We start from the raw sequence: 25,900 nt of genomic DNA on the forward strand, positions 1-25,900 counted from the left end.
ACATCTTAGATAATAAATAGATTATATCATTTTTTCAGAATAATGTAAATTTAATTCTTAAAAATCTGAAAATTAAAACTAGTAAATTTATGATTTTTTATCTCTTATTTTACGACTAATTAGAATTTATCTCCTAAAATTACAAAAATACTATTTTCAAATTATCTAAACTGTTTTATAATTATTATAATTTAAAAATTTATTTAGTTGTAATATTGTAATGGGGGGACCCAAAAGTCCTAAAATGTAACAAAGTTCAGATGAAAACTCATAGACGCAGTGGTTTATTGATATCTAAATTCGCTTTATAAAAGCTTTTTAGATATCTAATAAACTGTGCGGGGATGACTCGACAAAATCGATTTCTACGAAATCACGATTTTTGAGTCACTCCCATTATTACAACATATTTTTTATAAAATTACGAGGTGCCTTATGAGAGTATTAATAACTGGTTTTGATAAATTTGGTGGTGAAAGTATAAATCCTTCAAGTTTATGTGTTAATAGCTTACCAAATGTAATAGATAATATAGAAATAAAAAAAATTATCCTACCTACAGTCTTCAAAGACAGCTCACGTGTTTTAGAAGAAAATATAGACTCATTTTCTCCTAACATCGTTATTTGTGTTGGTCAAGCTGGCGGAAGAAGTAAAATTACACCTGAACGTATCGCGATAAACATTGATGATGCTAGAATCCCAGATAACATTGGAAATAGCCCTATTGATGAAACCATAAGAAAAGATGGTGAAAATGCATATTTTTCTACACTACCAATAAAGGCTATTGTTGATGAATTGAATAAAAATAATATCCCTTCTGCTATTTCTAATACTGCTGGTACTTTTGTTTGCAATCATATTATGTATGAATCTTTATACCTAACTTCAACAAAATATCCAAATATTAAAGCTGGATTTATTCATATCCCGTATATTGAAGAACAGGTTTTAAACAAGCCTAATATGCCTTATATGAAAAAAGAAGATATTATCGTTGCTTTAGAATTAATAATAAAAACTGCTGTGACTTATTATGACAAAGAAGATAGAAAATTAACGGGTGGGTTAGAACATTAATTAATGCTAAATTTCTACTCAATACAAACAGAGTCAAATTTTCATAAACAGTAAGAAAACACTGAAAAGAAACTATGAAACATATTATTTTTAGTGTTTTCTTTTTTGTGTTGACAAAGTAGTATACTAGGTATATAATATATTGGCTATATTATTTTTAGGTGGTGAAATTATGTTAAAAGATGCGTTAGGTTATAAGATTATAACGCTATTAGAGAACATGAGAATTTATACTAAACAACCTCTAGCTGAGATAGGTATTACACATGGGCATTTCATTACTCTTATTTATGTTTCGGAAAATGAAGGTGTTACCCAAGCTCAACTTGCTGAAATACATAGAAAAGATAGAAATATTGTTGGACGTAATATAGATGCTCTTGAAAAACAAAATTTTGTTATTAGAAAACGTGGAATAAAAGATAGACGTTCTTACACACTACATTTAACTGAAATAGGTAAAGAGGTTTTATCAACTTACTCTAATCTACTAAACACAGCTGAAAAAGACGTTCTTAAAAACTTAACTGAAGAAGAAATTTCTACTTTCTTCACACTATTGAATAAAATAACTTAAGGAGGAGATCATATGGAAAAAACACAAAATTATATAGAAAATCCGCTAGGTACAAAACCTATAAAAAAATTACTTATATCATTTGCTTGGCCAGCTATTACAGCGAATATTATTAATGCGATGTATAGTGTAATTGACCAAATTTTTATCGGTCAAGGGGTTGGCTACTTAGGTAATGCTGCAACAAATGTCGCCTTTCCTCTTACAACTATTTGCCTAGCTATAGGTTTAATGATAGGAATTGGTGCTGCCTCTAACTTTAATCTTGAGTTAGGTCGTGGAAATCCTGAAAAAGCAAAATCTGTAGTTGGTACTGCAGTATCTTCATTATTTATAATTGGTATTATTATCACAATTTTAGTTCATATATTCTTAAAACCTCTTATGTATGCATTTGGATCTACAGACGAAATTTTAGAATATGCAATGACATTCGCTGGAATTACTTCTTTAGGGATTCCATTCTTACTAATTTCTATTAGTACTAATCCTATTGTTCGTTCGGATAATAGTCCAAAATATTCAATGTTTGCCATTATTTTTGGTGCAGTACTTAATACTATTCTTAATCCAATCTTTATCTTCGGATTTGGTTGGGGAATTGCTGGATCAGCTTGGGCTACAGTTATAAGTCAATTCTTATCTGCTTTGATTCTTGTTTTATATTTTCCAAAATTCAAAAGTGTTAAATTTACTAAGCAAGACTTCATACCTAAGATACCTTTATTAAAAGTCGCTGCAGGACTTGGAATGCCTTCATTTGTTTTCCAAGGTTCTAATATGATAGCTCAAATAGTAACAAACAATTTATTAAATATTCACGGTACTAATTCTGTGTACGGGAATGATATTCCTATAGCTGTAGCTGGAATCGTAGCTAAAATTTATATAATATTTATAGCTATTATTATTGGATTAATTCAAGGGGCTCAACCAATTTTTGGATATAATTACGGAGCTAAAAAGTACGAAAGAGTTCGTACTACAATGAGATATACCATGAAGTATGCAATGATTATCTCAATTACATTCTTCTTAATCTTTGAGATTTTTCCTAAACAAATTATTACTCTATTTGGTAATGGTAATGAACTTTACTTTGAGTTTGCAGTTAAGTATATGAGATTCTTCTTGTTATTTACATTTATCAACGGTGTTCATATTTCAAGCTCTACATTCTTCTCTGCAATAGGAAAACCAAAAATTGGAGTTACTATTGCCTTAACTAAGCAAATTATAGTGCTAATACCAATGTTATTTATTCTTTCACATTTCTTTGGTATCGAAGGAATAATCTATGCCACTCCAGTAACTGACCTTTGTGCAATTTCAGTTTCACTATTCTTCTTAATAAGAGAATTTAGAACTATGCCAAAACAAAATATTATTTAGATAAACTAAAAAGCAATCTAGTGAATTTAATCATTAGATTGCTTTTCGTTATTTATTATCTTGTAGCTACATATTTTAATTCATCTTTATGTTTAGCTAAGAAATCGTTCATTTCGTTATCTGGAATTTGACGTAGGTACAGGTTAGAACGAATTGTTTCGTCTTCCTCACGGCAAGTAGATAATACTAAGTATTTATCATTTCCTTTAAGCTGAACGCTATCGTTTTTAGTTGCTGCATCTTTCTTAACATTTGTTAATTGGTTTAAGAAATCTTCATCATTTTCAAAATCTAAACGGTAGAATGAAGTTGTTTCTGGCACGATTGTTAAGAATGCTGCTTCGTAGTAGTATTTTCTCTCAGGAGTTTCAATAACTACGAATTTGTGTTTATCCATGTATTCTTGTTTATCATAGTAGTTAACATCGTTGAACATACGGTGATCTCCAACTTTACTTCCACGAGCGTGTCCGAATAACCAAGTTAATCTATCATGGAAATCCTTTTTGTTATCCATATCCATGAATACAGTACCAAGGTAAGGAACGTGTCCACCTTCAAAAGTTTTATCTAAATACGTTTCGTTGTCATTAGTTTGAACTACTGGTTCATCTAACTGTGTACCTGGAGCATAAACATAGGCTACAGTTTCATTATTCGTCTTAGATAATTCTGAAAAACGTTTTGATAAATAATCTTTCTCTTCTTTACTTACTGTATAAGTTGCTTTTGATGATGAACTAGAACTTGTTCCTTTATCATCACTACACCCTGCTACGAATACAGCAGATGTTACTAAAGCAATTGCTAAAAGTAAAATAGAGAAAAGCTTTTTAAAGTTAAATACTTTTTTCATTATATTTTTCCTCTCTATTAAAAAATTAATAACTGTTTATCATTATACAATATCTCAATAAATATTGCTATTAATTTTATTTTACAAATTATTTACTTTTATCTTACTACTACAGCTGTTCCTGTAACTGTAACTAAAAGCATATTATTACCGTCTCCTCCTAGAGGATCAAAGTCAATTCTAACTCCGATAATTGCATTAGCACCCATCTCAGCTGCACGAGCTTCTAATTCTTTTAAAACTTGAGCTCTTGCTTGAATAATTTCATCTTCATACCCTTGAACTCTTCCACCGAAAAGGTTTCGAATTCCTGCTCCTATATCTTTGATAACATTAATCCCAGCTACTACTTCACCTGTAGCTAATCCTTTATATTCTACTACTTCCATTCCAGGAACATAATTTGTTGTTGCAATAATCATATTACTTCACTCCTAAATTGTTTATTAGTCTACTAAAATATCTACTACTTCTTCTAATGTTGCTCCTAAGAAGTAAGAGTTAATATCAATTTGTTCTAAAACTTTTTGAATATCTTCTTTTTGATATTTTACACCCACTAATTTTTTAGCAATATCTTCTACATCCATTACTCCGAAGAAGTCTCCGTAGAATTTGATATTAGTAATAACACCTTGTTCTACCATGATATTAGCTTCAATTTTACCTGTTTTAAGTCTTCTATTACGTTTAATGTTGAAGTCAGGATTTTTACCATATACCCAATCCCATGAGTTATTTTTTTCTTCTTGAATAGATAAGATTGCAGCTTCGTCTTCTTCAGTTGCAACAAAATCTGTCATTTCGTATTTTTCACTCATATATTTTTTAAGAGCTGCAACGAAATCTTGAACTGTCATATCTTGGTTTGGAAGGTGATCTTTAATGTTTGTTACACGCGAACGTACTGATTTAATACCTTTTGATTCAATTTTATCTTTAGATACTTTTAAAGCATCCGCTAAAACTGATGTATCAACATCAAACATTAAGCAACCATGGTGCATAATACGACCATTACGTACGTATTGAGCATTACCACAGAATTTTTGCCCGTCGATTTCAAGGTCATTACGTCCTGTAAATTCTGCTTTAACTCCTAATGAGTCTAATGCGTCAAGTACTGGTTGTGAAAATGATTTGAAGTCGAATTCTTCACCACTTCTACCATTTGAGATAATTGTGTAGTTTAAGTTGTTTAAATCGTGGTAAACTGCACCACCACCACTTACACGACGAACGATTTTGATATCTTTGTCATCACAGAATTTTTGGTTTACTTCTTCTGTTGTGTTTTGGTTTTTACCAACAACGATACATGGTGAGTTTATCCATAACATAAACACATCATCTTTTTCTGCTAGCTCATTAAAAGCATAAAGCTCTAATGCAGTATTGTAGCGTGGATCATTACTTTTTGATTCTATATATATCATATTAATCTCCTTAATAATTAACTATTTCTTTACTCCTTATTATACCATTTTTTGCTAAGTAAAACACTAAATTTTTATCCAAATTAATATTTTTTATGTTATTTCAAACAAACTTAGGTTAGATTATGGTATAATTATAAGGAATTATTAAAATTATTTTAAAGGAGTTACCCTTTTATGACAAAAATTATTTTAACTGGAGATAGACCAACTGGTAAACTTCACTTAGGACACTATGTTGGCTCTTTAAAAAATCGTATAGCTTTACAAAACGAAGATGATACTGAAGTATTTATTATGATCGCCGATCAACAAGCACTTACTGATAATGCCGATAACCCAGGAAAAGTTATCGAGAATATTACAGAAGTAGCACTTGATTACCTTGCAGTTGGAATCGATCCTAGCAAGACTACTATTTTTATTCAATCACAAATTCCACAACTTGCAGAATTATACATGTACTACATGAATTTAGTATCAGTTTCTAGATTACACCGTAACCCTACTGTTAAACAGGAAATTAATGACAAAAAATTTGGTGAAAGTATTCCTGCAGGATTCTTTACTTATCCTGTAAGCCAAGCTGCGGATATTACTGCCTTTAAAGCAACGCACGTTCCTGTTGGTGAAGATCAAAAACCAATGCTTGAACAAACTCGTGAAATCGTTCGTGACTTCAATAGAACATACAATAAAGAAGTTCTAGTATTACCTGAGATTGTACTACCACCAAAAAATCATGCTCGTCTTGTAGGTATTGATGGACAAGGAAAAATGAGTAAGAGTTTAAATAACGGTATTTACCTAGGTGACAGTGAAGAAAACATTAAAGCTAAAATCATGAAAATGTACACTGATCCAAATCATATTAAAATTGAAGATCCAGGTCAAGTAGAAGGAAATGTTGTATTCAAATACTTAGACATTTTCGATACTCGTACTGATGAAGTTGCAGAACTTAAAGAACATTACTCTCGCGGTGGACTTGGCGATATGAAATTAAAACGCCGATTAAATGACGTAATGCAAGACTACTTACGCCCTATAAGAGAACGTCGTGAAGAATTCGCAAAAGATAAAGCTGAAGTATACAGAATGCTTAAAGCTGGAAGTGAAAAAGCTGAGAAAGTTTCAGCCGCTACTTTAGATGAAGTAAAAGATGCAATGGGAATTAATTACTTCAAAAAATAAATTTTTTATAGGGGAAGAGCTCTACTCTTCCTCTTAATCGTTTGAATTATTATAAAAACAAGGAGGTCTTATGGCAAAAAGAAAAAAACAACAATTGTCACTATTTTCAATTATATCAATTGCAATAGTAATTTTAGCATCATTTGCTATTACTTATTACACGAATAAATCATCAAATAAAAATTCAAATACTGCTACAACATTCACAAGTGTTTCAAAAATTCCTGATGATGTGATAAACTCTCTTACAGCACCTAAAGAAAGTGAAGCGACTGACGATAATAAGTATAAAGTACTAAATAATAATAATCCATACTTCTCTAAAGAAGACTTAGCTACGACTTCATTTGAAAACTATAGTCAATTAGATAAACTTGGTCGTGTCGGACAGGCAAATGGTATCATCGGTGTTGATTTAATGCCAACTGATAAACGTGAGGAAATTGCACATGTTCGTCCTAGTGGGTGGCAAAGTAACAGAGGAACTCATGTTTACGATAGATCGCATTTAATTGCTTTCCAACTAGCTGGAGAAAATGATAATGATAAAAACCTTATGACAGGAACAAGATTTATGAATCTTAATATGATTCCCTTTGAAAATGAAGTTGCTGATTATGTTAAGAAAACTAAAAAACATGTACGTTATCGTGTAACTCCTGTTTTCAAAGGTGATGACCTAGTTGCTCAGGGGGTTATCATGGAAGCAATGTCAGTTGAAGATAATGGTAAGAGTGTTAAATACAATGTATTCTTACCAAACTTCCAAAAAGGTGTTACTATCGATTATAAAACAGGTAAATATACTGTGAAATGAAACTAAGACTTCGAACCTAAAGTGGTTCGAAGTCTTTTCTTAATCTTTTTTTATAAATTTCTCAGCAATCGCTAAACTTATAACTAACAATAAAATTGCAGCTGCCCATATTAATACGCTGTAAGGATCATCATGTTGAACTATAATTAACCTAATAATCGCTGTGATTCCAATATAAATAAAATATCTAAGTGGAAAATGATAATTGTTTTTAAAATATTTCACAATAAGAGCCACAAACTCAAAATATAGGAAAAATACTAATATTCCTTCAACAAAGTGTTGATAATTACCTTGATCAGCCAAAAATTTCACACCTTCATGATATATTTCTTTAGCCTCCATTATTAACCCAAATGATAATAATACTCCTATTATTAATAATCCTATATTCATTATCCAAAGGAAAATATCAGATATTATTTTACTAAATTTCTCCATATTTCACCTCACTAATTTTTATACAAGAATCATTATATCATATTAAATCTTAATATTCTATTGAATTAGATTGTAATACAAGTTTTAAACATTAAATATGATATAATAATAAAAAGGAGGCGTATATGATTACACTAAAAAAAATCAAAGAAAAACATTTAACAGATTTATACGATGTTATTTACTCATCAGAAGAACCTGAATGGAGTAAATATAATGCACCATACTTTAATGAATTTAAATATATAAATTTAGAAACATTCTTACTAAAAAATCATCATGAATATTTCTTAAGTGAACGTGTCTTAGGTATATTTTTAAATGATAAACCAATCGGCATTGTAACATATTATTGGGAAAGCTTAGCTACTCGATGGTTAGAAATTGGAATTGTAATATATGATCAAGATGTCTGGGCAAAAGGTATAGGATATGCTGCTTTATATAACTGGATTAAGATATGTTTTAATAGATTTCCTGAAATACAACATATTGGTCTAACTACTTGGAGTGGAAACATTAGAATGATGAAACTTGCAGAAAAACTAGGCCTTCTTTGTGAAGCAAGAATTAGAAAAGTTAGATATTACAATGGTTTATATTATGATTCTGTAAAATACGGAATTTTAAGAGAAGAATTTAATTCTATTAATTACTAGGAGGATAAAAATGATATTTCAATATGGAACTATGGCAGGAATTATAGAAGGCGCTTATAGTGGAAGCATGACTATAGAAGAACTACTGAAATACGGCAATTTTGGAATTGGTACATTTGATGGCATTGATGGTGAAATGGTAATTTTAGATAGTAAAATTTATAAAACAGATTATTTCGGTAATTCATATCTTCAATCAATCAAAGAAAGTACACCATTCGCTACAATTACTACATTCGAAAAAGAATACCAGAAATTTGATAATCTTACGTTTAAAAACTTATTAGAAAAAGTTCAAGATTACTTAAATCAAAATTATTTCTATGCAATAAAAATTTCAGGAAACTTTCAGAAGATGAATACTAGATCTCCAAAAAAACAAGAAAAACCATATCCACCTCTACTAGAAGTACTAGAGAATCAAAATATTTTTCATTATAAAAATACACAAGGTACAATAGTTGGTTTTTTCTCTCCTTATTATGCCCAAGGATTAGGTGTTGGTGGATTTCATTTACACTACATTAGTAATGATTTAAAAGCGGGTGGACATATCTTTGATTTTGAAATATTAAACGGTCTTGTAGAAATTTCTAAACCTTTAAATTATTCATTAAAATTTCCAGTAAATGACGAATATCAAAATATAAAAATAGATGAAACTACTCTTCATGAAAAAATTAGTATCGCAGAAGTTAAAAACTAAAAATTTAAATTACACTAGGAATTTTAGTAGAAAAATATGCCTATATTCCTAGTGTATTTTTTTCTCATATCCTAAATTTAACAGAGATACATTATACAGAAAAAAAGATGACTAGCAAATTACTAGCCATCTTTTTCTTTATAAACTATTATTTAGTTTTTTTCTTAGGTGCATGTAGACATAAGTCAACACAGTCAGTCATAGCTTCATATAAAGCTTCAGAGAATGTTGGGTGACCATGGATAATATCCATAACGTCATCAATTGTCATTTCTGTTTGAATTAAAGTAGACCCTTCGTTGATTAACTCAGCTGCAACTGGTCCAACAATGTGGATACCTAAGATTTCTCTGTATTTAGTATCCATAATTACTTTAACGAATCCTTCACCTTGGTTAGATGCTAATGAACGTCCGTTAGCTGCAAAGTTGAATTTACCAACTTTGATGTCATATTTTTCACGAGCTTGTTCTTCAGTTAAACCAACCATTGCGATTTCTGGGTGAGTGTAAATTGCTGCTGGAGTAGATTTAAGATCAACTTTTTTGTGGTGACCCATTGCGTTTTCTGCTGCAACTTCTCCCATCTTGAATGCTGCATGAGCTAACATCTTAGTTCCGTTAATATCACCAGGAGCGTAAATACCTTCAACAGATGTTTCCATGTACTCGTTAACTTTAACACGACCACGTTCCATTTCGAATTGATCTGCTAATTCACCAAGACATGTGTTATCTGGAACACGTCCAATTGATAATAATACTTTGTCTGCAACGATATCTTCTTTTCCTTCAACTTTAACTACTACTTCTTGACCTTTGTCAACGATTTCTAATAATTTAGTTGATGTAAGAACTTTAATACCTTGTTTTTTGAATTGTTTTTCTAATGCTGCAGATGCATCTTTATCCATTCCAGCGATTAAACGATCAGCCATTTCAACGATAGTTACTTCAGATCCGAAAGTAGAGAATGCTTGTCCTAACTCTGATCCAATAACTCCTCCACCGATAACTGCTAAACGAGCTGGTACTTCATTAATATCTAAGAATTCATCACTTGTAAGAACTTTATCACTATCCATTCCTGGAATATTAATTCTACTTACTTTTGATCCACCAGCTAAGATTACTCTGTCAGCATCAATTGTTTCTTTTCCATCAACAGAAACTTTTTTATCAGCTGTTAATTGTCCAACACCGTTAAATACTTTAACACCGTAAGATTTAAGTAATCCTCCAATTCCTCCTGATAGAGTTTTAGAAATTTTATTCTTAACTGCTACAGTTTGTTCCATATCAACTGAGAATGCATCATTTACAAGTTTAATACCACGGTCTTTAGCAGAACGGATGTGGTTGATAATTTCAGCATTGTGTAGGAATGTTTTTGTTGGAATACATCCACGGTTTAGACATGTTCCACCTAGTTCACGATTTTCTACTAATGCTACTTTACCACCTAATTGAGCGGCTTTAATAGCTGATACATATCCTGCAGGACCTCCACCAACTACTACTACGTCATATTCACCACGACGTTCGCGTTTTGGTGCTTCTTCTCCTGCTTTAGTTTCAGGTACTTTAACATCTGCTGCAACTTCTTTAACGATTTCTTGAGCTGCTGCAGTAGTACTGTCTCCTCCAGGAACTGCTTCTCCAGGTTGTCCAATCCATGCAATAGTTTGAACTACTGGTACAACTGATCCAGCTGGGTGTAAGATTTTTAATAAAGTTCCGCTTGCCTCTGCTTCAACTTCCATGTTTACTTTATCTGTTACGATTTCAAGTAGGATTTCTCCTTCTTTTACTTCGTCACCTTCTTGCTTAAACCATTGTACGATTTCGCCTTCTTCCATTTCACTTCCGGCTTTTGGCATTATAACTTCAACTGCCATGTTTTAATCACTCCTTATACACTTTATCTTGTTTTATAAATATTATATCATTATTAAATTAGTAATGATAGTGGATTTTCGATAGCTTCTTTCAGAGTCTTCATGAATTTAGCTCCTTCTAATCCGTCAACAACACGGTGGTCCGCTGTTAATGTTAATGTCATGATAGGTCTTACAGTAACCTCACCATTTAATACCACTGGTTTTTGTACAGTAGCACTTACACCTAGAATAGCTGTATTTGGTTGGTTAATGATTGGTACGAAGCTCTTAACTCCATACATACCTAAGTTACTAATTGTAAATGTAGAATCTGCCATTTCATCTGGTTTTAATTTACCAGCAAGAGCTTTTGTTGTAATTTCTTTAGAAGCTACTACAAGCTCTTTAAGGCTCATCTTATCAGCACCTTTAATTACTGGTACTACTAATCCACTATCCATACCAACAGCGATTGATAAGTTTACATAGTGGTGTAAATACATTTCTTTTTCATCACTTGATAAAGAAGCATTTACATATGGGTGTTTCATTAATGATTTAATTACAGCTAATGAAATAAAGTCAGTAACTGTTGCTTTTTTACCTGTTTCTTCGATAATTGCATCAACAACTTTTTTACGTAAAGCTAATAATTCAGTCATATCAACTTCAACGTTTACAACGAATGTTGGTGCACTGAAGTAAGATTCACTCATACGTTTAGAAATAACTTTACGCATTGGTGACATTGGTACAGTTTCAACAACACCCCATTGATTTTCATTAGGTGCTTTAGCAGATTTAGCGCTTGCTGGTGCAGCAACTTCACTTGCACTTGCAGCAGCTTCACTTGCACTTCCGTTAAGAACAGAAAGAACATCTGCTTTCATAATTTTACCTTTTGGTCCAGTTCCAACGATAGCGTCAGTATTAATTTCTTCAACTTCTGCAATACGTGCAGCAAGTGGAGAGATTTTAGCTTTTGCATTTAGTTTATAATCAACTACATCGTCTTTATGAACACGACCTTTAGCTCCAGTACCTTTTACTTGAGATAAGTCGATTCCGTTTTCACGAGCATACGCTCTAGCTGCTGGTGTAGCACGAAGACCAGAGTTGTCAAATACTACTACTTCTTGAGCAGGTGCTGCTTCAACTTTAGTTTCAACAACAGTTTCTTCTACTGGTGCCGCTGCAGCTGCTGGTGCCGCTCCAGCTCCAGGTACAGCTTCTCCAGCTTGTCCAATCCATGCAATAGTTTGAACTACTGGTACAACTGATCCAGCTGGGTGTACAATTTTTAATAAAGTTCCGCTTGCTTCAGCTTCAACTTCCATATTTACTTTATCTGTTACGATTTCAAGTAGGATTTCTCCTTCTTTTACTTCGTCACCTTCTTGCTTAAACCATTGTACGATTTCGCCTTCTTCCATTTCACTACCGGCTTTTGGCATTATTACCTCTACTGCCATATTCTATTCACATCCTTCACTAACTAAATTTTTATTTTTTATTTACAGCTTTTCTAATAGTTTCTTTGATGTCTTCTACATCAGGTACAACTAATTTTTCTAAGTTTTTAGCTGATGGAATGTGTGTGTCAGCACCAGCAACACGGTAAATAGGGCTATCTAAGAAATCAAATGCATCACTTTCTGCGATACGAGCAACGATTTCTCCACCGAATCCACCAGTTTTGAATGAGTCGTGACATACTACTAATTTTCCAGTTTTCTTAACTGATTCAACAATTAGATCAGTATCTAATGGTACTAATGTAATTGGGTCAAGTACTTCTACTGAGATTCCTTCTTCTTTTAATTCTTCAGCTGCTTTTAAGCTACGCTCTAACATTCTTCCCCAAGATACTAATGTTACATCAGATCCTTCAACTTTGATGTCACCTTGACCGATTACACCAATTTTACCTACTTCTACTTCGCCTTTACGTCCAAATAACGCTTTTGGTTCAATGTAGATAACTGGGTTGTTATCTCTGATTGCAGCTCTTAAGATTGAGTAAACATCTCCTGCTGTTCCTGGTGCTACTACTTTAAGACCTGGAATGTGACAGAACCATGCTTCTAGAGCTTTACAGTGTTGAGCCGCAGCCCCTGTACCTGCACCAGATGCACAACGGTATGTAACTGGTACTTGCACTTCTCCACCTAACATATAACGCATCGGTGCAGCTTGGTTAACAATTGCATCCATACCAATTGTTACGAAGTCCATAAATGTTACGTCTACGATTGGACGCATACCTACTGAAGCAGCTCCTGCAGCAGCACCACAAATAGCTGCTTCACTGATTGGTGTATCGATAACACGTTCTGAACCGAATTCTTCTAACATACCAACTGTAGTACCGAAGTCTCCTCCGAAGATACCAACATCTTCACCCATTAAAAATACATTTTCATCTTCACGCATTTCGTGAGTCATAGCTTCTTTTATGGCTTCACGAACCGTCATAATTTTTGTTTCTTTAGTCATAACTATTAATCTCCTATTATATAAAATATTATTTAAATTATTTTAACTTAAAATATTAGTCAGCGTAGTTATCTTGGAACGCTATTGCACCATCAGCAAATGGTGATTCTTTCGCAAATTCTACAGCATCATCGATAGTTGCTTTTGATCTATCTTCGATTTCTTTTAATTCTTCTTCTGTAGCAATTCCGTTTTCTAATAAGTAGTTTTTATATTTTACGTTAGGATCTTTAAGCTTCCACTCAGCTACTTCTTCACGGCTACGGTATTTACCTGCATCTGATGCAGAGTGTCCAAACCATCTGTAAGATACTGCTTCTACTAAAACAGGTCCTTTTCCACTTCTAGTGTGTTCGATAGCTTCTTGCATTGCATCATATACTGCTAATACGTCGTTTCCGTCTGCAACGTGAATCCCTTTGATTCTGTATGAAGCTGCACGTTCAGTAATTTCTTTAACACGCATACATCTTTCTTGAGCCATTGAGATACCATATTTATTGTTAATTACGTAGAAAATAAGTGGTAAATCCCAGTTAGATGCCATGTTTAAACATTCGTGGAAACTTCCTTCGTTAGTAGCTCCGTCACCCATACAACAAATAACGATGTTACCTGTTTGTTTCATTTTTTGAGCTAAAGCGGCACCAGTACTTAAACCGTGTCCTCCTCCAACTATACCATTACATCCCATGTTTCCTTGTTCAAGGTCATAAACGTGCATACTTCCTCCACGTCCTTTACATTGACCTGTTTCTTTACCAAGGATTTCAGCCATCATACGATCAATTTCAATTCCTTTAGCAATTGTTTGACCGTGACCACGGTGGTTAGAAAACATTAAGTCTTCTTTTCTTAATGGATAAATTGCTCCAACGTTAGCTGCTTCCTCTCCTACTGAATAGTGAGTCATACCGTGAACTAAACCACGAGAGTATAGTTTACTCAACTCCATATCAAAATCTCTAATAAGGTGCATTAGTTCATACATTTCTAAATGCTCTTGTTTAGTTAAATCTTTTGATGTTTTTACCATAATAACCTCCAAAGTTTGTATATATATTAAATGTATATAAATTATTTATTAATCATATATTACACTATTAATATACTATTTTTCACGAAAAATGTCAAATCTATAATCACAATAAAATAATAATATTTATCTCAGTAATATTATTCGGTTCACATACCAACATAAACTTCTACTGTATTAGCACAGTTTAAAAGAAAGCATTTTCCTTTATAATTCATATACATTTTATTTTTTACAACCTGTCGTAATAAAATAAAAAATATACGGATACAGATTTTTAAAAATAAAAATTATACTATTTCTCTATTTTTTATATATAAATTTTTTTTAATAATTAATATTTCTTTATCTTTTCACTTTGCAAATTTACTGAAGCGTTTACTCATCTTTAAAGATGCACATTTAAAGCAAAAAATTGAATATGTTTGATTAATTTCTTAAAACTATATAAACATTTTATTTTTGAAAATCTCATGAAAATGTGGTTTAATAGCTTGCATTAGTACAGTATTTTATATATAATTATTATATACAAATTTTCAATTTAGGAGGAATTATAATGATTCTTAATACTATTTGGGAACAACAGTACAATCCTATGGGTAATATTTGGTTATCTGCTGCTGTTGCTGCTCTTCCTATAGTTATATTTTTAATTTCATTAGTAGTTTTTAAACTTAAAGGTTATACAGCCGGAGGTTTAAGTATTCTTAGTGCAGCTATCGTAGCTGCTGTTTGTTACAAGATGCCAGTAGATAAAATCGCTGGTGCTGCAGAACAAGGTATTGTTTCAGGTTTATGGCCTGTTGCTAGTATCGTTCTTGCTGCAATCTTCTTATACAAATTAACAGTTAAAATGGGATTCTTCGATGTAATGAAACAAAGTATCTCATCTATTTCACCAGATAAAAGAATTCAAGTTCTTCTAATTGCATTTTCATTCAATGCATTCTTAGAAGGTGCTGCAGGATTCGGTGCTCCAGTTGCTATTACAGCCGCAATTTTAGTAGGTTTAGGTTTCAAACCTTTACAATCTGCTGCAATTTGTTTAGTTGCTAACATCGCTGGTGGTGCTTATGGTGCAATGGGTATTCCAGTAACGGTTCCAGCTACATTAACAGATTTAGATGCTCTAACACTTGGTAAAAATACATCATTAATCTTATGTCTTGTTACAGTTATTATTGCATTCCTTATCGTATTTATGGTTGATGGATTTAAAGGAATCAAAGAAACATTCCCAGCAATCATTGTTTCTGGTGGTGGTTTCGCAGTAACACAATTTATTTTCTTAAACTTCGTAGGACCAGAACTAGTTAACGTTTCTTCTGCTATCGTGAGTTTACTTGCTTTAATCGTATTCTTAAGATTCTGGCAACCAAAACAACCACTTACTGCTGAAACTAAAGAAATTTCTAAAGATGACAAAGGGACATTGTCAGGTAAAGAAGTTGTTAGAGCATGGACACCGTTCATTCTTTTAACACTATTCGTTACTTTACTAAACACTGGATTCTTCAAACAACTAATCCAAGCTGCAAATCCTAAAACAGGTCAAACAGCGGGAGCTTTAAACTCACTAATTTTCAACTTCCCATACTACATTGATGGCGCAGTTGCACGTGTTGCTCCTATCGTAAAACAACCTACTCCAATTAAAGCAGTATTTAGTTTTGCTCCATTTACTTCGACTACAACAGCAATTTTACTTGCAGCAATTCTAACAATCATTATTTTTAGAGTTAACAGTCGTATTGTTATTTCTACAATTAGAGAAACAGCTGTTGAATTATGGGGACCAATCTTAACAATTTGTTCAGTACTTGCATTTGCTTACATTTCAACTTATTCTGGAATGTCATCAACATTAGGATTAGCATTTGCTAATACTGGTAAAGTCTTCCCACTATTCTCACCTATCTTAGGTTGGATTGGGGTATTCTTAACTGGATCTGTTGTTAACAGTGGATCATTATTCGCAGGATTACAATCAGTAACTGCATCACAAATTGGAATCGATCCATCATTACTTGTAGCTGCTAACATCATGGGTGGAGCTATCGCTAAAATGATCTCTCCTCAATCTATCGCAGTTGCAGCAGCAGCCGTTGGATTAGTTAACAGAGATAGCGAAATCTTCGCTAAAACAATTAAATGGAGTGTTATACTCCTTGTTCTTGCAGGAGTACTTAACCTTCTAATTACACTTAGATAATTTTAAGTTAATAAAAAAGAGATTTGGTAAAATTCCAGATCTCTTTTTTTATAGGAATATTATGCAGCATGCTTATCGCAATGACATTCTCCTGTTTTGCAGTTTCCACATTCACAATCTTCTTTTGCATTATGGCATCCACAAGCACAACCTTCTTTACATTCACATGTTCCTTCAACACAGTTTCCACATTTACAATCTTCTACTGCATCATGACAGTGACAGTGGTGTTCACATTCACATTTGCTCATATTAATCGCCTCCGTATTATTTAATTAATTATTCTATAGTTAAATTTTATTATGTTTTATATAACAAGTCAATAGATTTTCGTCTTAAGTAACTATTACGATTTACAACTTCATAAATCGTAATGAGCTCGAATTTGAATTAACATAAAGAATATCTATAAATACTACTCTAGTGTATGTAGATTGATACCTATTTATTATTCAATAAGCATGTTGAATTATAGTCTTTGAAATGTATTTTCTTCGTTTTATCATCTTTTTATACTATTCTTCAGCATCTTTATAAATTTAGGATGACTTATTAACATCCATGCAATCTTTCTAACTTTTTTATTCGCTAATAACTTCGCTATCTTCTTTAATGACATATGAATAATCTCCTATTTTCTACTTCTATTAATTTATCAGATAAATATATTATATATTATTAACTTTAAAATCACTTAAATCAACACAAATTATTAATTAAAACGCCTTAAATTACTTCAAGACGTTTTTTATAGTTCATATATTTATTTAACACGGATATAAACCGCTCCACTACCTATATCTGCCGAATTAACTACAGTTTGATTACCAAGCCATCCCCCATGGATAGCTTGTCCATTACCTGCATAAACTGCGATATGTGCTAACCCCATACCACCATTGGCATAATAAATTAAATCACCGGGTTGAGCTTCAGATACTGATACTATTGTACCTAAACTCATATATCCAGCTGGCCAATCATGATAGTTTATTCCTACAGATTTTAATGCATTTGTAACTAGCATTGTACAATCTTGAATTGCACCTACTTGGCTTAATGCCGCTTGATAAATAGAAGTTCCTTTACTCGACGAAGATACTTGACTATTTGTAGTTTCTTGTGCATTCAATTGAGTTACTGTAGTAGATACTTCTCCTTCTTGATTTGTTTGAATTGTATCAGTCACAGTATATTGAGTAGAAACCTGATTAGCAGATATATCATGAGCTGAAGCATTTTGTATCGGTATTACTCCACCAATCGCTCCTGTTGTTAACATTGTTATTAAACTAGCTCCAATAAGTAATTTTTTATTCTTCATTTAATTTGTCTCCTAATTTATTTTATCTACATGTTTATATATTTCTATTTACCTATTTCTAAGTATTTTACTTCAATTATCTATACCTATTAAAAGATATTAGTATCTATTACTGAATCTCTCATCAAATATTAAATTTATAGTTGATAAATAATATTATATAGGTATAAACTAAAACACACTTAAATCAACTTTAAACTATAATTAAAACTGAAATTTAATTATAGTTAAGGTAACATTTTAGTTTCACAATATATTTTTCTATATTGTACAGAAGAAAATCTTTCTTAGAATTAAATTCTACAAAAATAAGGTATATAGTACTATCCTACTTGTATTTGTTATGTTATAATGAAACTGAAATAGAGAACTTAAAACTTAGTTAATTCTACTTTTGTAATTTTTTATATACTACTTTTCATATAAAAAAAGGAGGGAATTATATGAAATATAACAAATACTTAATCATTACTTTTCCTATTTTAATCATACTAGTTTCAGCATTTTTTTATACAAAAAATATCATCTATTTCTACTTAACTATTCCGATATGTGTCTACGTGAGCTTTGTGAGATATTTTAAAGAAAAAAATAAATTACTAATAAAAACAAATAAAGTTTTGAATCTATTAAAGTATGAATTTACTATGTACACTGTAGCAGTACTAACACCATACTCAATATCTTCTTTTAGCTTTATCAGAAAAATTAAAAGCGTAGAATACGCCTATATTGCATGTATAATTTCTGTAATTTTACTCCTATTATATGCAATAATTAATATTAAGCGTACTCTTCTTATAAGAAAAGAACTACGAAATAACAATTCTAAATAGCAAAAAAAAGAAATCAGCTCACTATTGAACTGATTTCTTAATTTTTCTTGTACTAAAATATTTATTAAATGACTCTTCTATATCTTTTACAGCTACCACACTTATTAATAAAACTGCTAGTAGAAAAATTCCTAGTATTATAAATGATGGATTTTCTACATAGTTTATATACGTTACAAATGGAAGACTAGAATAAAATCCAATTGTTAGACTTTTTACAATAATAGCTATAACTAATGTACAAAGTATTAAGATTAAGAATAAATTTAATGATAATGCTGCTAAACAACCAAAGAATGTCGCAACCCCTTTACCACCTTTAAACTTAAAGATAATAGGTTTTATGTGACCTAATAATACTAATACTATACAAATATATATAATTTTTGAATCAACATCTAATATTTTCAGTAATATAACCACAAAAAAGCCTTTGAAAAAATCTACTGCTAAAACAAATAAAAATGATCTAGGACCTAAAACACGTCCCGCATTTCGTGCTCCAACATTACCAGAGCCTTTATTAGTAAATTCTTCTTTATAAATCTTTTCTAATAATTTTCCACCCATTACATTTCCAATAAAATAGGCAACTATCGCATAAATTATCGTCGTAATCATAACTTTTCTCCTCTCTTAAATTTATCTTTTATCATTCTAATTCCTTCACTTAGGAACATAAAACATCCAATAGAGAACGGAACAACATAATATGATAATCTATATATTATAATTGTCGCACCTATAATCTCTGGATTTATCCCTAAGTTCTTAAGCCCTATAAGAACTAAAGTATCAAAAGTACCTAATCCTCCTGGAATCATAGTTAATAAGCCTACTATTGAAGCAACTATTATAACTCCCATAATCTGTAATTCCTTATCCGCTACTAAATCTCCCGTATAAAAATAAAGAATCATAAGAATAATAAGGGCTGCAAATACCCATTCTAAAAAAGAAATCACTGTCAATTTAACACTTAAATATCTATCCGTTCTAATTCTTGGTTTTCTCAAATTAAAAAATAGATACAATGGTAAAAATAAAGACATCAATATTAATGAATAATAAAAAATTTTATTATTAGCATATAACGCTTGTCCTGGAAAGACATTTAGTACTACAAAAATCGACAATAGACTGATTCCAGAAAGCATAGAAATAAGAATCATCCCTATTGCAGTAACTAATGTTTTTCCGTTTTTTGTATATGGTTTATACATATAATATCTAAGTCCGGCACCAATAAAGCCACCAAAACCTAGTACCATATTTAATGTGTTAGTCATAAAACTAATTTTAAAAATACGGAATGAAGACATATTTTTTGTTAAATTAATGGCTTTTAAGACAAAATAATCATAAAGACATAAAATACTTATACCTAATAAGCCGAACAATAACACTACTACAAACTTAATTTCACCTATAGCTAGCGTAAGATGATGTATTTTTTTAAAATCTAAACTAACAATCTCTTTTTTAAAATAGGAAAAAATTAAATAAAATATCAATAATCCCAAGCTTATCTGAACTAAATTCTTCAAATAATTAAAGGATCTTCTTTCAGTAATATTTTTCATTTTTCTTTTCCTTAAATAATATTTATCTACTTTATATTAACATTTTATAACATTTTTTTCAATACAATTAATTATTTAAAATTCTAACTATAAACTGTTTAATTAGGTAAAACTCTATAAATAAATATTACAGCAAAGAAAAGCTTTCGCTCTTCTTTGCTGATTTATAATTAATTTTAAAGTTTTTTTATTAACGCTGTAGTTAATATTGACGAGTTTACTGCAGCTATTTGTAAGAATTCATCAAAAGTAACTCGAGTTCCTTCTTCCGCCTTATCACTTACACTACGGCAAACTATAAATTTTGTTCCAAATTGGTAACAAGTTTGAGCAATCGCTGCTGCTTCCATCTCAACTACTTGCATATTAGGAAAGTTTTTCAATATTCCTTTTTTCAACTCTTTATTAGAGATAAAAGAATCGGATGTCCCCACTAACCCAAAGTGGATTTTATGATCTGGTAAGCTTATCTCTGAAGCTAATTTTTGTAATTCTTCATCACTCTTATATGCCGCTGGCATTTGTGGTACTTGACCAATTTCATAGCCAAACTCTGTTGCATCAACATCAAAATGTCTTACTTCTGTAGCAACGATCATGTCCCCAATTTCCATATCACCTTGCAGCGCACCACATGTACCTATATTAATCACATACTCTGGTTTATAGTGATCTAGTAATAGGGTTGTAGCAATAGCAGCATTCACCTTCCCTGGTAAACTTAACATAAGAACAATATTGCGCCCTTCATATTTACCTTCATAAAATGTTACATGTGCTATTTTCTTTTCTTGTAAATCTTCTATCTTTTCTTTTATTATAGCCACTTCTTCTGGCATTGCACCAATTAATGCTATCATAGTACTATTCTACCGCTAAAATCTTGATATCCATTGAATCTTCTGGCCCTGTTGGTAATGAAACTTTTGCTACATCTCCAACTTCTTTTCCTAATAAAGCTTGAGCTACTGGAGATTCATTTGAAATTTTGAATTCAAATGGGTTAGCCTCAGCACTACCTACGATTTTGTATGTTTCTGTTAAACCATCTGGTAGTTCTTGATAAGTTACTTTGTTACCTAAACGAATTGTACTTGATTTTCCATCTAATTCGATAATAACAGCATAACGAATCATTTGTTCCATCTCTAAGATTCTTTGCTCGATAAATCCTTGTTCATCTTTTGCTGCATCGTACTCTGAGTTCTCAGATAAGTCCCCGAAACTACGGGCAATTTTAATTTTTTCAATTACTTCTGGACGTTTTACTTTTTTATAGTGTTCTAATTCTTCAACAAGTTTGTCATAACCTTCTTGGGTCATTTGATATTCTAATTTTTCTTCTAAAGCCATAGTGATACTCCTTTTTTTAGTCTACTCTATATTATATCGTTTTTTTTATTATTTTGCTAGTAGCGATTTGATTTTTGTTATTAAAATATCAATCGCTATATCATTATATCCACCATCAGGAACAATAATATCAGCATATTGTTTAGTTGGTTTAATATACTTTTCATGCATCGGTCTAACTGATACTAAATATTGATTTATTACTGATTCTACAGTTCTTCCACGCTCATTAATATCACGTAATAATCTTCGTAAAATACGTAGATCACTTGGTGTATCAACAAAAATCTTAATATCCATTAATTCACGTAGTTTCTCTGAATAAAGACCAAACATACCTTCGATAATAATTACATCTTTAGGTTCTTGATGTTTTTGTTCTTTACTACGAGTATGATTTACATAATCATATACAGGTAATTCAACAGCTTTCCCTTCAATTAATTCTAATAAATGATTGTAAAGTAATTCGTTATCAAATGCACTAGGGTGATCATAGTTTGTTTTAACTCTTTCATCCATTGTCATATGGCTTTGATCTTTGTAGTAATAATCCTGCTCGATTAAAGCAACTTTATCTTGAGTTAACTCGTCTATAATTCTTTTTGTAACAGTAGTTTTACCACTACCGCTTCCTCCAACAATACCGATAATTTTTGGTCGTTTTGTAGCCATTAGCGTCCCATTTCCTTTCGCATCATATTGCTTTTAAATACTCTAGAGTCTAATTTTGTTCTAATAATTTGAAGTGGATGTCTTGCTGCATCTAGTAATTCACCATCTTCATCATAAATTTCTCCGATAACTTGTCTAAATGTATCGATCTCTGGTCCAAAAAATTCAACTTCTTGCCCAGTTTTAAAGAAGTTACGTTGTTGAATTGTTGCAATTTGAGTTTCTTCATCATAGTGAAGAACTTGCCCAACGAAGTCATAATTTGTTTTCTTACCACCTTCGTTTCCAAACATTTGTTCAGAATACTTAGGAATCTCATAGAAGAATGACATCGCAGTGTCACGGTTAGCACATTTATATAGTTCTAATTTATATTCTGGTGTCATCTCAAAATTATCTGGGTCTGCACAATAGTCATCGATTAGTTTTCTATACACACTTGCAACTGTTGCTACATAGTGAATAGACTTCATACGTCCTTCAACTTTTAATGAATCAATACCTAATTCAATAATCTCTGGTACTGCTTCAATTAATGTTAAATCTTTTGGACTCATCGCATAAGGATTTGCACCTTCATCGAATAATTTAGTATCTTCATCAGTTCCTTCTTCATAAAGGTCATAATTCCAACGACATGATTGACAGCACCCTCCACGGTTACTATCACGAGCTGTCATGTAGTTACTTAATGTACAACGTCCAGAATACGCTATACACATTGCACCGTGAACAAACATCTCAATCTCTACATCTGTTTTTTCACGAATTTCTTTAATTTCTTCATATCCTGTTTCACGAGCTAATACTACGCGGTGCACTCCTTCGCTTTCCCAATATCTAACTTCCTTATAGTTTGAGATTGATTGTTGTGTACTGATATGTACCTCTACTTTTGGAGCCACAGCTTTACATCTTTCAATGATATATGGATCTGCTACGATAATTCCTCTTACTCCTGCATCTTGAAGTCCCATTAAGAATTCATCTAATCCTTCAAAGTTCTCATCGTGCGCAATAATGTTCGCTGTAACATAAATATCAGCTCCATATTTTGCTGCAAATTCACAACCTTCTTTAATCTCTTCAATTGTAAAGTTGTCCGCATTACTACGAAGTCCAAACTCCTGCCCTCCTAAGAACACCGCATCTGCTCCGTAATGAATAGCTATTTTTAATTTTTCTAAATTCCCTGCTGGAAGCAGTAATTCTGGTTTTTTCGTTATTACTCTCTTACCGTCTCTAATTTCTGAAATATTTGGTATCGCCATAAGTTAAGGTCACATTCAAGTATGACCCATCCTCCTTGTCTTTTTTTACTAGGTTTTATATAGGAAACCTTATCCTTTTATACATTCAAAAATATACTAGTACATAGTTTTCTTATAGAAGAACCCTAAGTCTACTTCTCTATATTTTGGTTTAATTCTTTCTATATCGTTATAGAAATCTTGTTTTTCATCTTCGTATGCCTCTTTATCTTCATAATAAAGATCAATAGCATCACGATAAATAGTTACAACCTCTGTGATGTAATCTTCATCTTTTAAAACACCTTCAATCTTAAATGCAGTTACCCCTGCTTCGATTAGACGATCTAATTCTTCTATCGCACAGATATCATTTGCACTCATGATGTGCGTCCCATTCGAATCCTCAAAAATTGGATAACGTTCATTTCTATCTTGACTGTATAGGAATAGTTTCTTAGAATTACTATATTCTTCAATATACTTCTCTTTACCACTATACATAAAATAGTTATCCACCAATTTTCTTACAGATTGGAACATACAAAGCATCCCCTGAACTTGTACTTCAATCTCATATTCACTTTTTCCTGTAATTTCAAGAATTTCATCAATAGTTAATTCTTTTGATAGACAGGTTCTATAAGCTCCACGTTTCCCCCAATAATTACATGAGAAAGAGTTCGTAGCTAATGTATGTGGATCCCATTGAAGTTTAAAGTCAAGATTTTCTTCTCTTAAAATTGTTATAATTGTTGGTTCTCCATATATTAGAGCATCTACATTTAGTTTTGATAAATAGTGTAAATAATCAACTAAGTCATCTATATGCTCATTATGGAATATTGCATTTACACTAACGTATGCTTTTTTCCCTGCTTGGTGTATAATCTCAATAGCTTTTTTTAATTCGTCTCTCTTAAATTCACCAGCAAGACGTAATCCATATTTTTCTTCACCAATAACGAAACTATCAGCTCCTACATTTATCAGTTCATAAATATGATCAATACTTTTCGGTGTTACAACTAACTCTACTGTCATTTTTTATCCTCTCTTAATAAAATATAATAACTTCACAGTTCTATAATTTTATTTTCTTGTTGTTATAGTTATTCCATCTCCAAATGGTAATATTACACTCTCATAATTTTCATGTTTTAATAACCATTCGTTGTAATTATTAATTTTTCTAGAAAGTTGTTTTAAATCTCTACTATGTTTAATAATACTTGGATCGGCAACCATTCCTTTGAATAGTACATTGTCCGTAATAACTACGACATCCTCAGCAAAATATGGTTCATATAATTCAAAAAACTTTCTACTTTGACTCTTAGCACCATCAATGAATACTACATCATATGGGGCATTTGTCACTACTTCACCTTGAAGTTCTAATGCATCTGCATGAAGTAATGTTATTTTATCAGTAAGATTTCTCTTTTCTATGTTATTTTTTGCTTGGTTATACATCTTATCATCACGCTCAATAGTTGTGACATTACATCCTATTTTTTCAGCTAATTTAATAGATGTATATCCAATTGCCGTTCCTATTTCTAACAAATTCTTAGCTTTTTTTACTTTAAGCATTTGAATTAAAAATCTTATCCCTATTTTATCTATAATAGGCACTCTATTTTCTTCGGCATATTTTTCTAATTCTAGATAAAATTCATCAAAATCTTCTAACAAATTAATAACATATAAATCATCTTTTGATTCTATCGCAACCATGTTTACCTCCATATTTATACATCATATTATAATACCATAAAAGTTGGTATAAATGCAATTATAAAGACTAGTACACATAAAATATTCAAATAGACACGACACCATTATATACATATCATACAATTATATTTTTGTAGCTATAAAATTTATATAATTTATCCATTAAATACATTTTATCTTAAATATAATACTGATTTTCCATATATACGCTTTAAATCTAATTAAGAACACTAAAAAAAGAGATCAACCGAAGTTAACCTCTTTATAATTATAATACTATTTTTCTAAAGCTTGAACAGCTGTAATTAATGAAAGTTTGTATACATCTTCTGCATTACATCCACGAGATAGG

Annotated in this window: 26 protein-coding genes; 8 read left to right on the forward strand and 18 right to left on the reverse strand. The window is 31.4% G+C overall.

All coding sequences use genetic code 11. The features are described from left to right. Positions 1–435 precede the first annotated feature (435 nt). The 3 genes from pcp (at position 436) to HMPREF3186_RS01755 (ending at position 3,052) form a co-directional block, all read left to right on the forward strand. A complete protein-coding gene (pcp, locus tag HMPREF3186_RS01745; protein WP_060913651.1) occupies positions 436–1,083 on the forward strand; it encodes a pyroglutamyl-peptidase I in 648 nt (215 codons plus the stop codon). Positions 1,084–1,255: 172 nt separating this feature from the next. Next, the gene (locus HMPREF3186_RS01750; RefSeq protein WP_060913652.1) at positions 1,256–1,660 is read left to right on the forward strand and encodes a MarR family winged helix-turn-helix transcriptional regulator; all 405 of its coding nucleotides are present in this window, start codon (positions 1,256–1,258) and stop codon (positions 1,658–1,660) included. A gap of 12 nt (positions 1,661–1,672) precedes the next feature. Then, positions 1,673–3,052 carry an MATE family efflux transporter gene (locus tag HMPREF3186_RS01755; RefSeq protein ID WP_060913653.1) on the forward strand — a complete coding sequence of 460 codons (1,380 nt, stop codon included), beginning with the start codon at positions 1,673–1,675 and terminating at the stop codon, positions 3,050–3,052. Positions 3,053–3,107: 55 nt separating this feature from the next. Here the strand turns inward: HMPREF3186_RS01755 and srtB are convergent, their stop codons facing one another. From srtB to HMPREF3186_RS01770, 3 genes are all read right to left on the reverse strand, one after another. Then, entirely contained in the window at positions 3,108–3,908 is an 801-nt protein-coding gene (gene srtB, locus HMPREF3186_RS01760; RefSeq protein ID WP_060913654.1) for a class B sortase, LPKTxAVK-specific, read from the reverse strand. Positions 3,909–4,006: 98 nt separating this feature from the next. Further along, positions 4,007–4,330, reverse strand: coding sequence for a YbjQ family protein (locus HMPREF3186_RS01765; protein ID WP_060913655.1), 324 nt, complete (start codon positions 4,328–4,330; stop codon positions 4,007–4,009). A gap of 24 nt (positions 4,331–4,354) precedes the next feature. Then, positions 4,355–5,344 (reverse strand): lipoate--protein ligase, encoded by a 990-nt coding sequence (locus HMPREF3186_RS01770; RefSeq protein WP_060913656.1) that lies wholly within the window; start codon positions 5,342–5,344, stop codon positions 4,355–4,357. 177 nt (positions 5,345–5,521) lie between these two features. Here HMPREF3186_RS01770 and trpS point away from each other — a divergent pair, with 177 nt between their 5' ends. Then, positions 5,522–6,538: a tryptophan--tRNA ligase gene (trpS, locus tag HMPREF3186_RS01775; RefSeq protein ID WP_060913657.1), complete on the forward strand. Its 1,017-nt coding sequence runs from the start codon at positions 5,522–5,524 to the stop codon at positions 6,536–6,538. Positions 6,539–6,608: 70 nt separating this feature from the next. Further along, the gene (locus HMPREF3186_RS01780) at positions 6,609–7,355 is read left to right on the forward strand and encodes a DNA/RNA non-specific endonuclease (RefSeq protein WP_060913658.1); all 747 of its coding nucleotides are present in this window, start codon (positions 6,609–6,611) and stop codon (positions 7,353–7,355) included. Between the two features lie 39 nt (positions 7,356–7,394). On the opposite strand, the gene psiE is transcribed toward HMPREF3186_RS01780, so the two are convergent. Then, positions 7,395–7,796 carry a phosphate-starvation-inducible protein PsiE gene (gene psiE, locus HMPREF3186_RS01785; protein WP_060913659.1) on the reverse strand — a complete coding sequence of 134 codons (402 nt, stop codon included), beginning with the start codon at positions 7,794–7,796 and terminating at the stop codon, positions 7,395–7,397. A gap of 125 nt (positions 7,797–7,921) precedes the next feature. On the opposite strand from psiE, the gene HMPREF3186_RS01790 reads away from it, so the two are divergent. Then, positions 7,922–8,455, forward strand: coding sequence for a GNAT family N-acetyltransferase (locus tag HMPREF3186_RS01790; protein WP_060913660.1), 534 nt, complete (start codon positions 7,922–7,924; stop codon positions 8,453–8,455). Between the two features lie 10 nt (positions 8,456–8,465). Then, positions 8,466–9,161: an acetolactate decarboxylase gene (gene budA, locus HMPREF3186_RS01795; protein ID WP_060913661.1), complete on the forward strand. Its 696-nt coding sequence runs from the start codon at positions 8,466–8,468 to the stop codon at positions 9,159–9,161. Between the two features lie 148 nt (positions 9,162–9,309). Here the strand turns inward: budA and lpdA are convergent, their stop codons facing one another. The 4 genes from lpdA to HMPREF3186_RS01815 are packed head-to-tail and all read right to left on the reverse strand — an operon-like array spanning position 9,310 to position 14,572. Then, positions 9,310–11,058, reverse strand: a complete 1,749-nt coding sequence (gene lpdA, locus HMPREF3186_RS01800; RefSeq protein ID WP_060913662.1) for a dihydrolipoyl dehydrogenase — start codon at positions 11,056–11,058, stop codon at positions 9,310–9,312. A 53-nt stretch (positions 11,059–11,111) separates the two neighbouring features. Further along, complete coding sequence (locus HMPREF3186_RS01805) at positions 11,112–12,512, reverse strand: dihydrolipoamide acetyltransferase (RefSeq protein ID WP_060913663.1); 1,401 nt, start codon at positions 12,510–12,512, stop codon at positions 11,112–11,114. A 31-nt stretch (positions 12,513–12,543) separates the two neighbouring features. Further along, the gene (locus tag HMPREF3186_RS01810; RefSeq protein ID WP_060913664.1) at positions 12,544–13,536 is read right to left on the reverse strand and encodes an alpha-ketoacid dehydrogenase subunit beta; all 993 of its coding nucleotides are present in this window, start codon (positions 13,534–13,536) and stop codon (positions 12,544–12,546) included. 55 nt (positions 13,537–13,591) lie between these two features. Then, positions 13,592–14,572, reverse strand: a complete 981-nt coding sequence (locus tag HMPREF3186_RS01815) for a thiamine pyrophosphate-dependent dehydrogenase E1 component subunit alpha (RefSeq protein ID WP_060913665.1) — start codon at positions 14,570–14,572, stop codon at positions 13,592–13,594. 559 nt (positions 14,573–15,131) lie between these two features. On the opposite strand from HMPREF3186_RS01815, the gene HMPREF3186_RS01820 reads away from it, so the two are divergent. After that, positions 15,132–16,787, forward strand: coding sequence for an L-lactate permease (locus HMPREF3186_RS01820; RefSeq protein ID WP_060913666.1), 1,656 nt, complete (start codon positions 15,132–15,134; stop codon positions 16,785–16,787). A 59-nt stretch (positions 16,788–16,846) separates the two neighbouring features. On the opposite strand, the gene HMPREF3186_RS01825 is transcribed toward HMPREF3186_RS01820, so the two are convergent. The 10 genes from HMPREF3186_RS01825 to HMPREF3186_RS01875 form a co-directional block, all read right to left on the reverse strand. Continuing rightward, entirely contained in the window at positions 16,847–17,038 is a 192-nt protein-coding gene (locus HMPREF3186_RS01825) for a hypothetical protein (RefSeq protein ID WP_060913667.1), read from the reverse strand. A gap of 512 nt (positions 17,039–17,550) precedes the next feature. Then, positions 17,551–18,111 (reverse strand): NlpC/P60 family protein, encoded by a 561-nt coding sequence (locus HMPREF3186_RS01830; RefSeq protein ID WP_060913668.1) that lies wholly within the window; start codon positions 18,109–18,111, stop codon positions 17,551–17,553. Positions 18,112–18,968: 857 nt separating this feature from the next. Continuing rightward, entirely contained in the window at positions 18,969–19,568 is a 600-nt protein-coding gene (locus HMPREF3186_RS01840; protein WP_060913670.1) for a glycerol-3-phosphate acyltransferase, read from the reverse strand. Next, positions 19,565–20,530, reverse strand: coding sequence for a lysylphosphatidylglycerol synthase domain-containing protein (locus tag HMPREF3186_RS01845; protein ID WP_060913671.1), 966 nt, complete (start codon positions 20,528–20,530; stop codon positions 19,565–19,567). Before HMPREF3186_RS01845 ends, HMPREF3186_RS01840 begins: the two co-directional genes overlap by 4 nt. Before the next feature lie 176 nt (positions 20,531–20,706). After that, positions 20,707–21,390: a 5'-methylthioadenosine/S-adenosylhomocysteine nucleosidase gene (gene mtnN, locus HMPREF3186_RS01850; protein ID WP_060913672.1), complete on the reverse strand. Its 684-nt coding sequence runs from the start codon at positions 21,388–21,390 to the stop codon at positions 20,707–20,709. A gap of 4 nt (positions 21,391–21,394) precedes the next feature. After that, positions 21,395–21,883 carry a transcription elongation factor GreA gene (gene greA, locus HMPREF3186_RS01855; protein WP_004392794.1) on the reverse strand — a complete coding sequence of 163 codons (489 nt, stop codon included), beginning with the start codon at positions 21,881–21,883 and terminating at the stop codon, positions 21,395–21,397. A gap of 48 nt (positions 21,884–21,931) precedes the next feature. Then, positions 21,932–22,558 carry a uridine kinase gene (udk, locus tag HMPREF3186_RS01860; protein ID WP_060913673.1) on the reverse strand — a complete coding sequence of 209 codons (627 nt, stop codon included), beginning with the start codon at positions 22,556–22,558 and terminating at the stop codon, positions 21,932–21,934. After that, on the reverse strand, positions 22,558–23,829 hold the full coding sequence (locus HMPREF3186_RS01865) for a peptidase U32 family protein (protein WP_060913674.1): 1,272 nt from the start codon (positions 23,827–23,829) through the stop codon (positions 22,558–22,560). The genes udk and HMPREF3186_RS01865 overlap by 1 nt, the downstream gene beginning before the upstream one ends. Before the next feature lie 96 nt (positions 23,830–23,925). Then, positions 23,926–24,852, reverse strand: a complete 927-nt coding sequence (locus HMPREF3186_RS01870; RefSeq protein WP_060913675.1) for a peptidase U32 family protein — start codon at positions 24,850–24,852, stop codon at positions 23,926–23,928. A gap of 48 nt (positions 24,853–24,900) precedes the next feature. Beyond that, the gene (locus HMPREF3186_RS01875) at positions 24,901–25,548 is read right to left on the reverse strand and encodes an O-methyltransferase (RefSeq protein ID WP_060913676.1); all 648 of its coding nucleotides are present in this window, start codon (positions 25,546–25,548) and stop codon (positions 24,901–24,903) included. Between the last annotated feature and the right edge of the window lie 352 nt (positions 25,549–25,900).

It is taken from the genome of Gemella haemolysans (assembly GCF_001553035.1).
In the GTDB taxonomy this organism is placed as follows: domain Bacteria; phylum Bacillota; class Bacilli; order Staphylococcales; family Gemellaceae; genus Gemella; species Gemella haemolysans_B.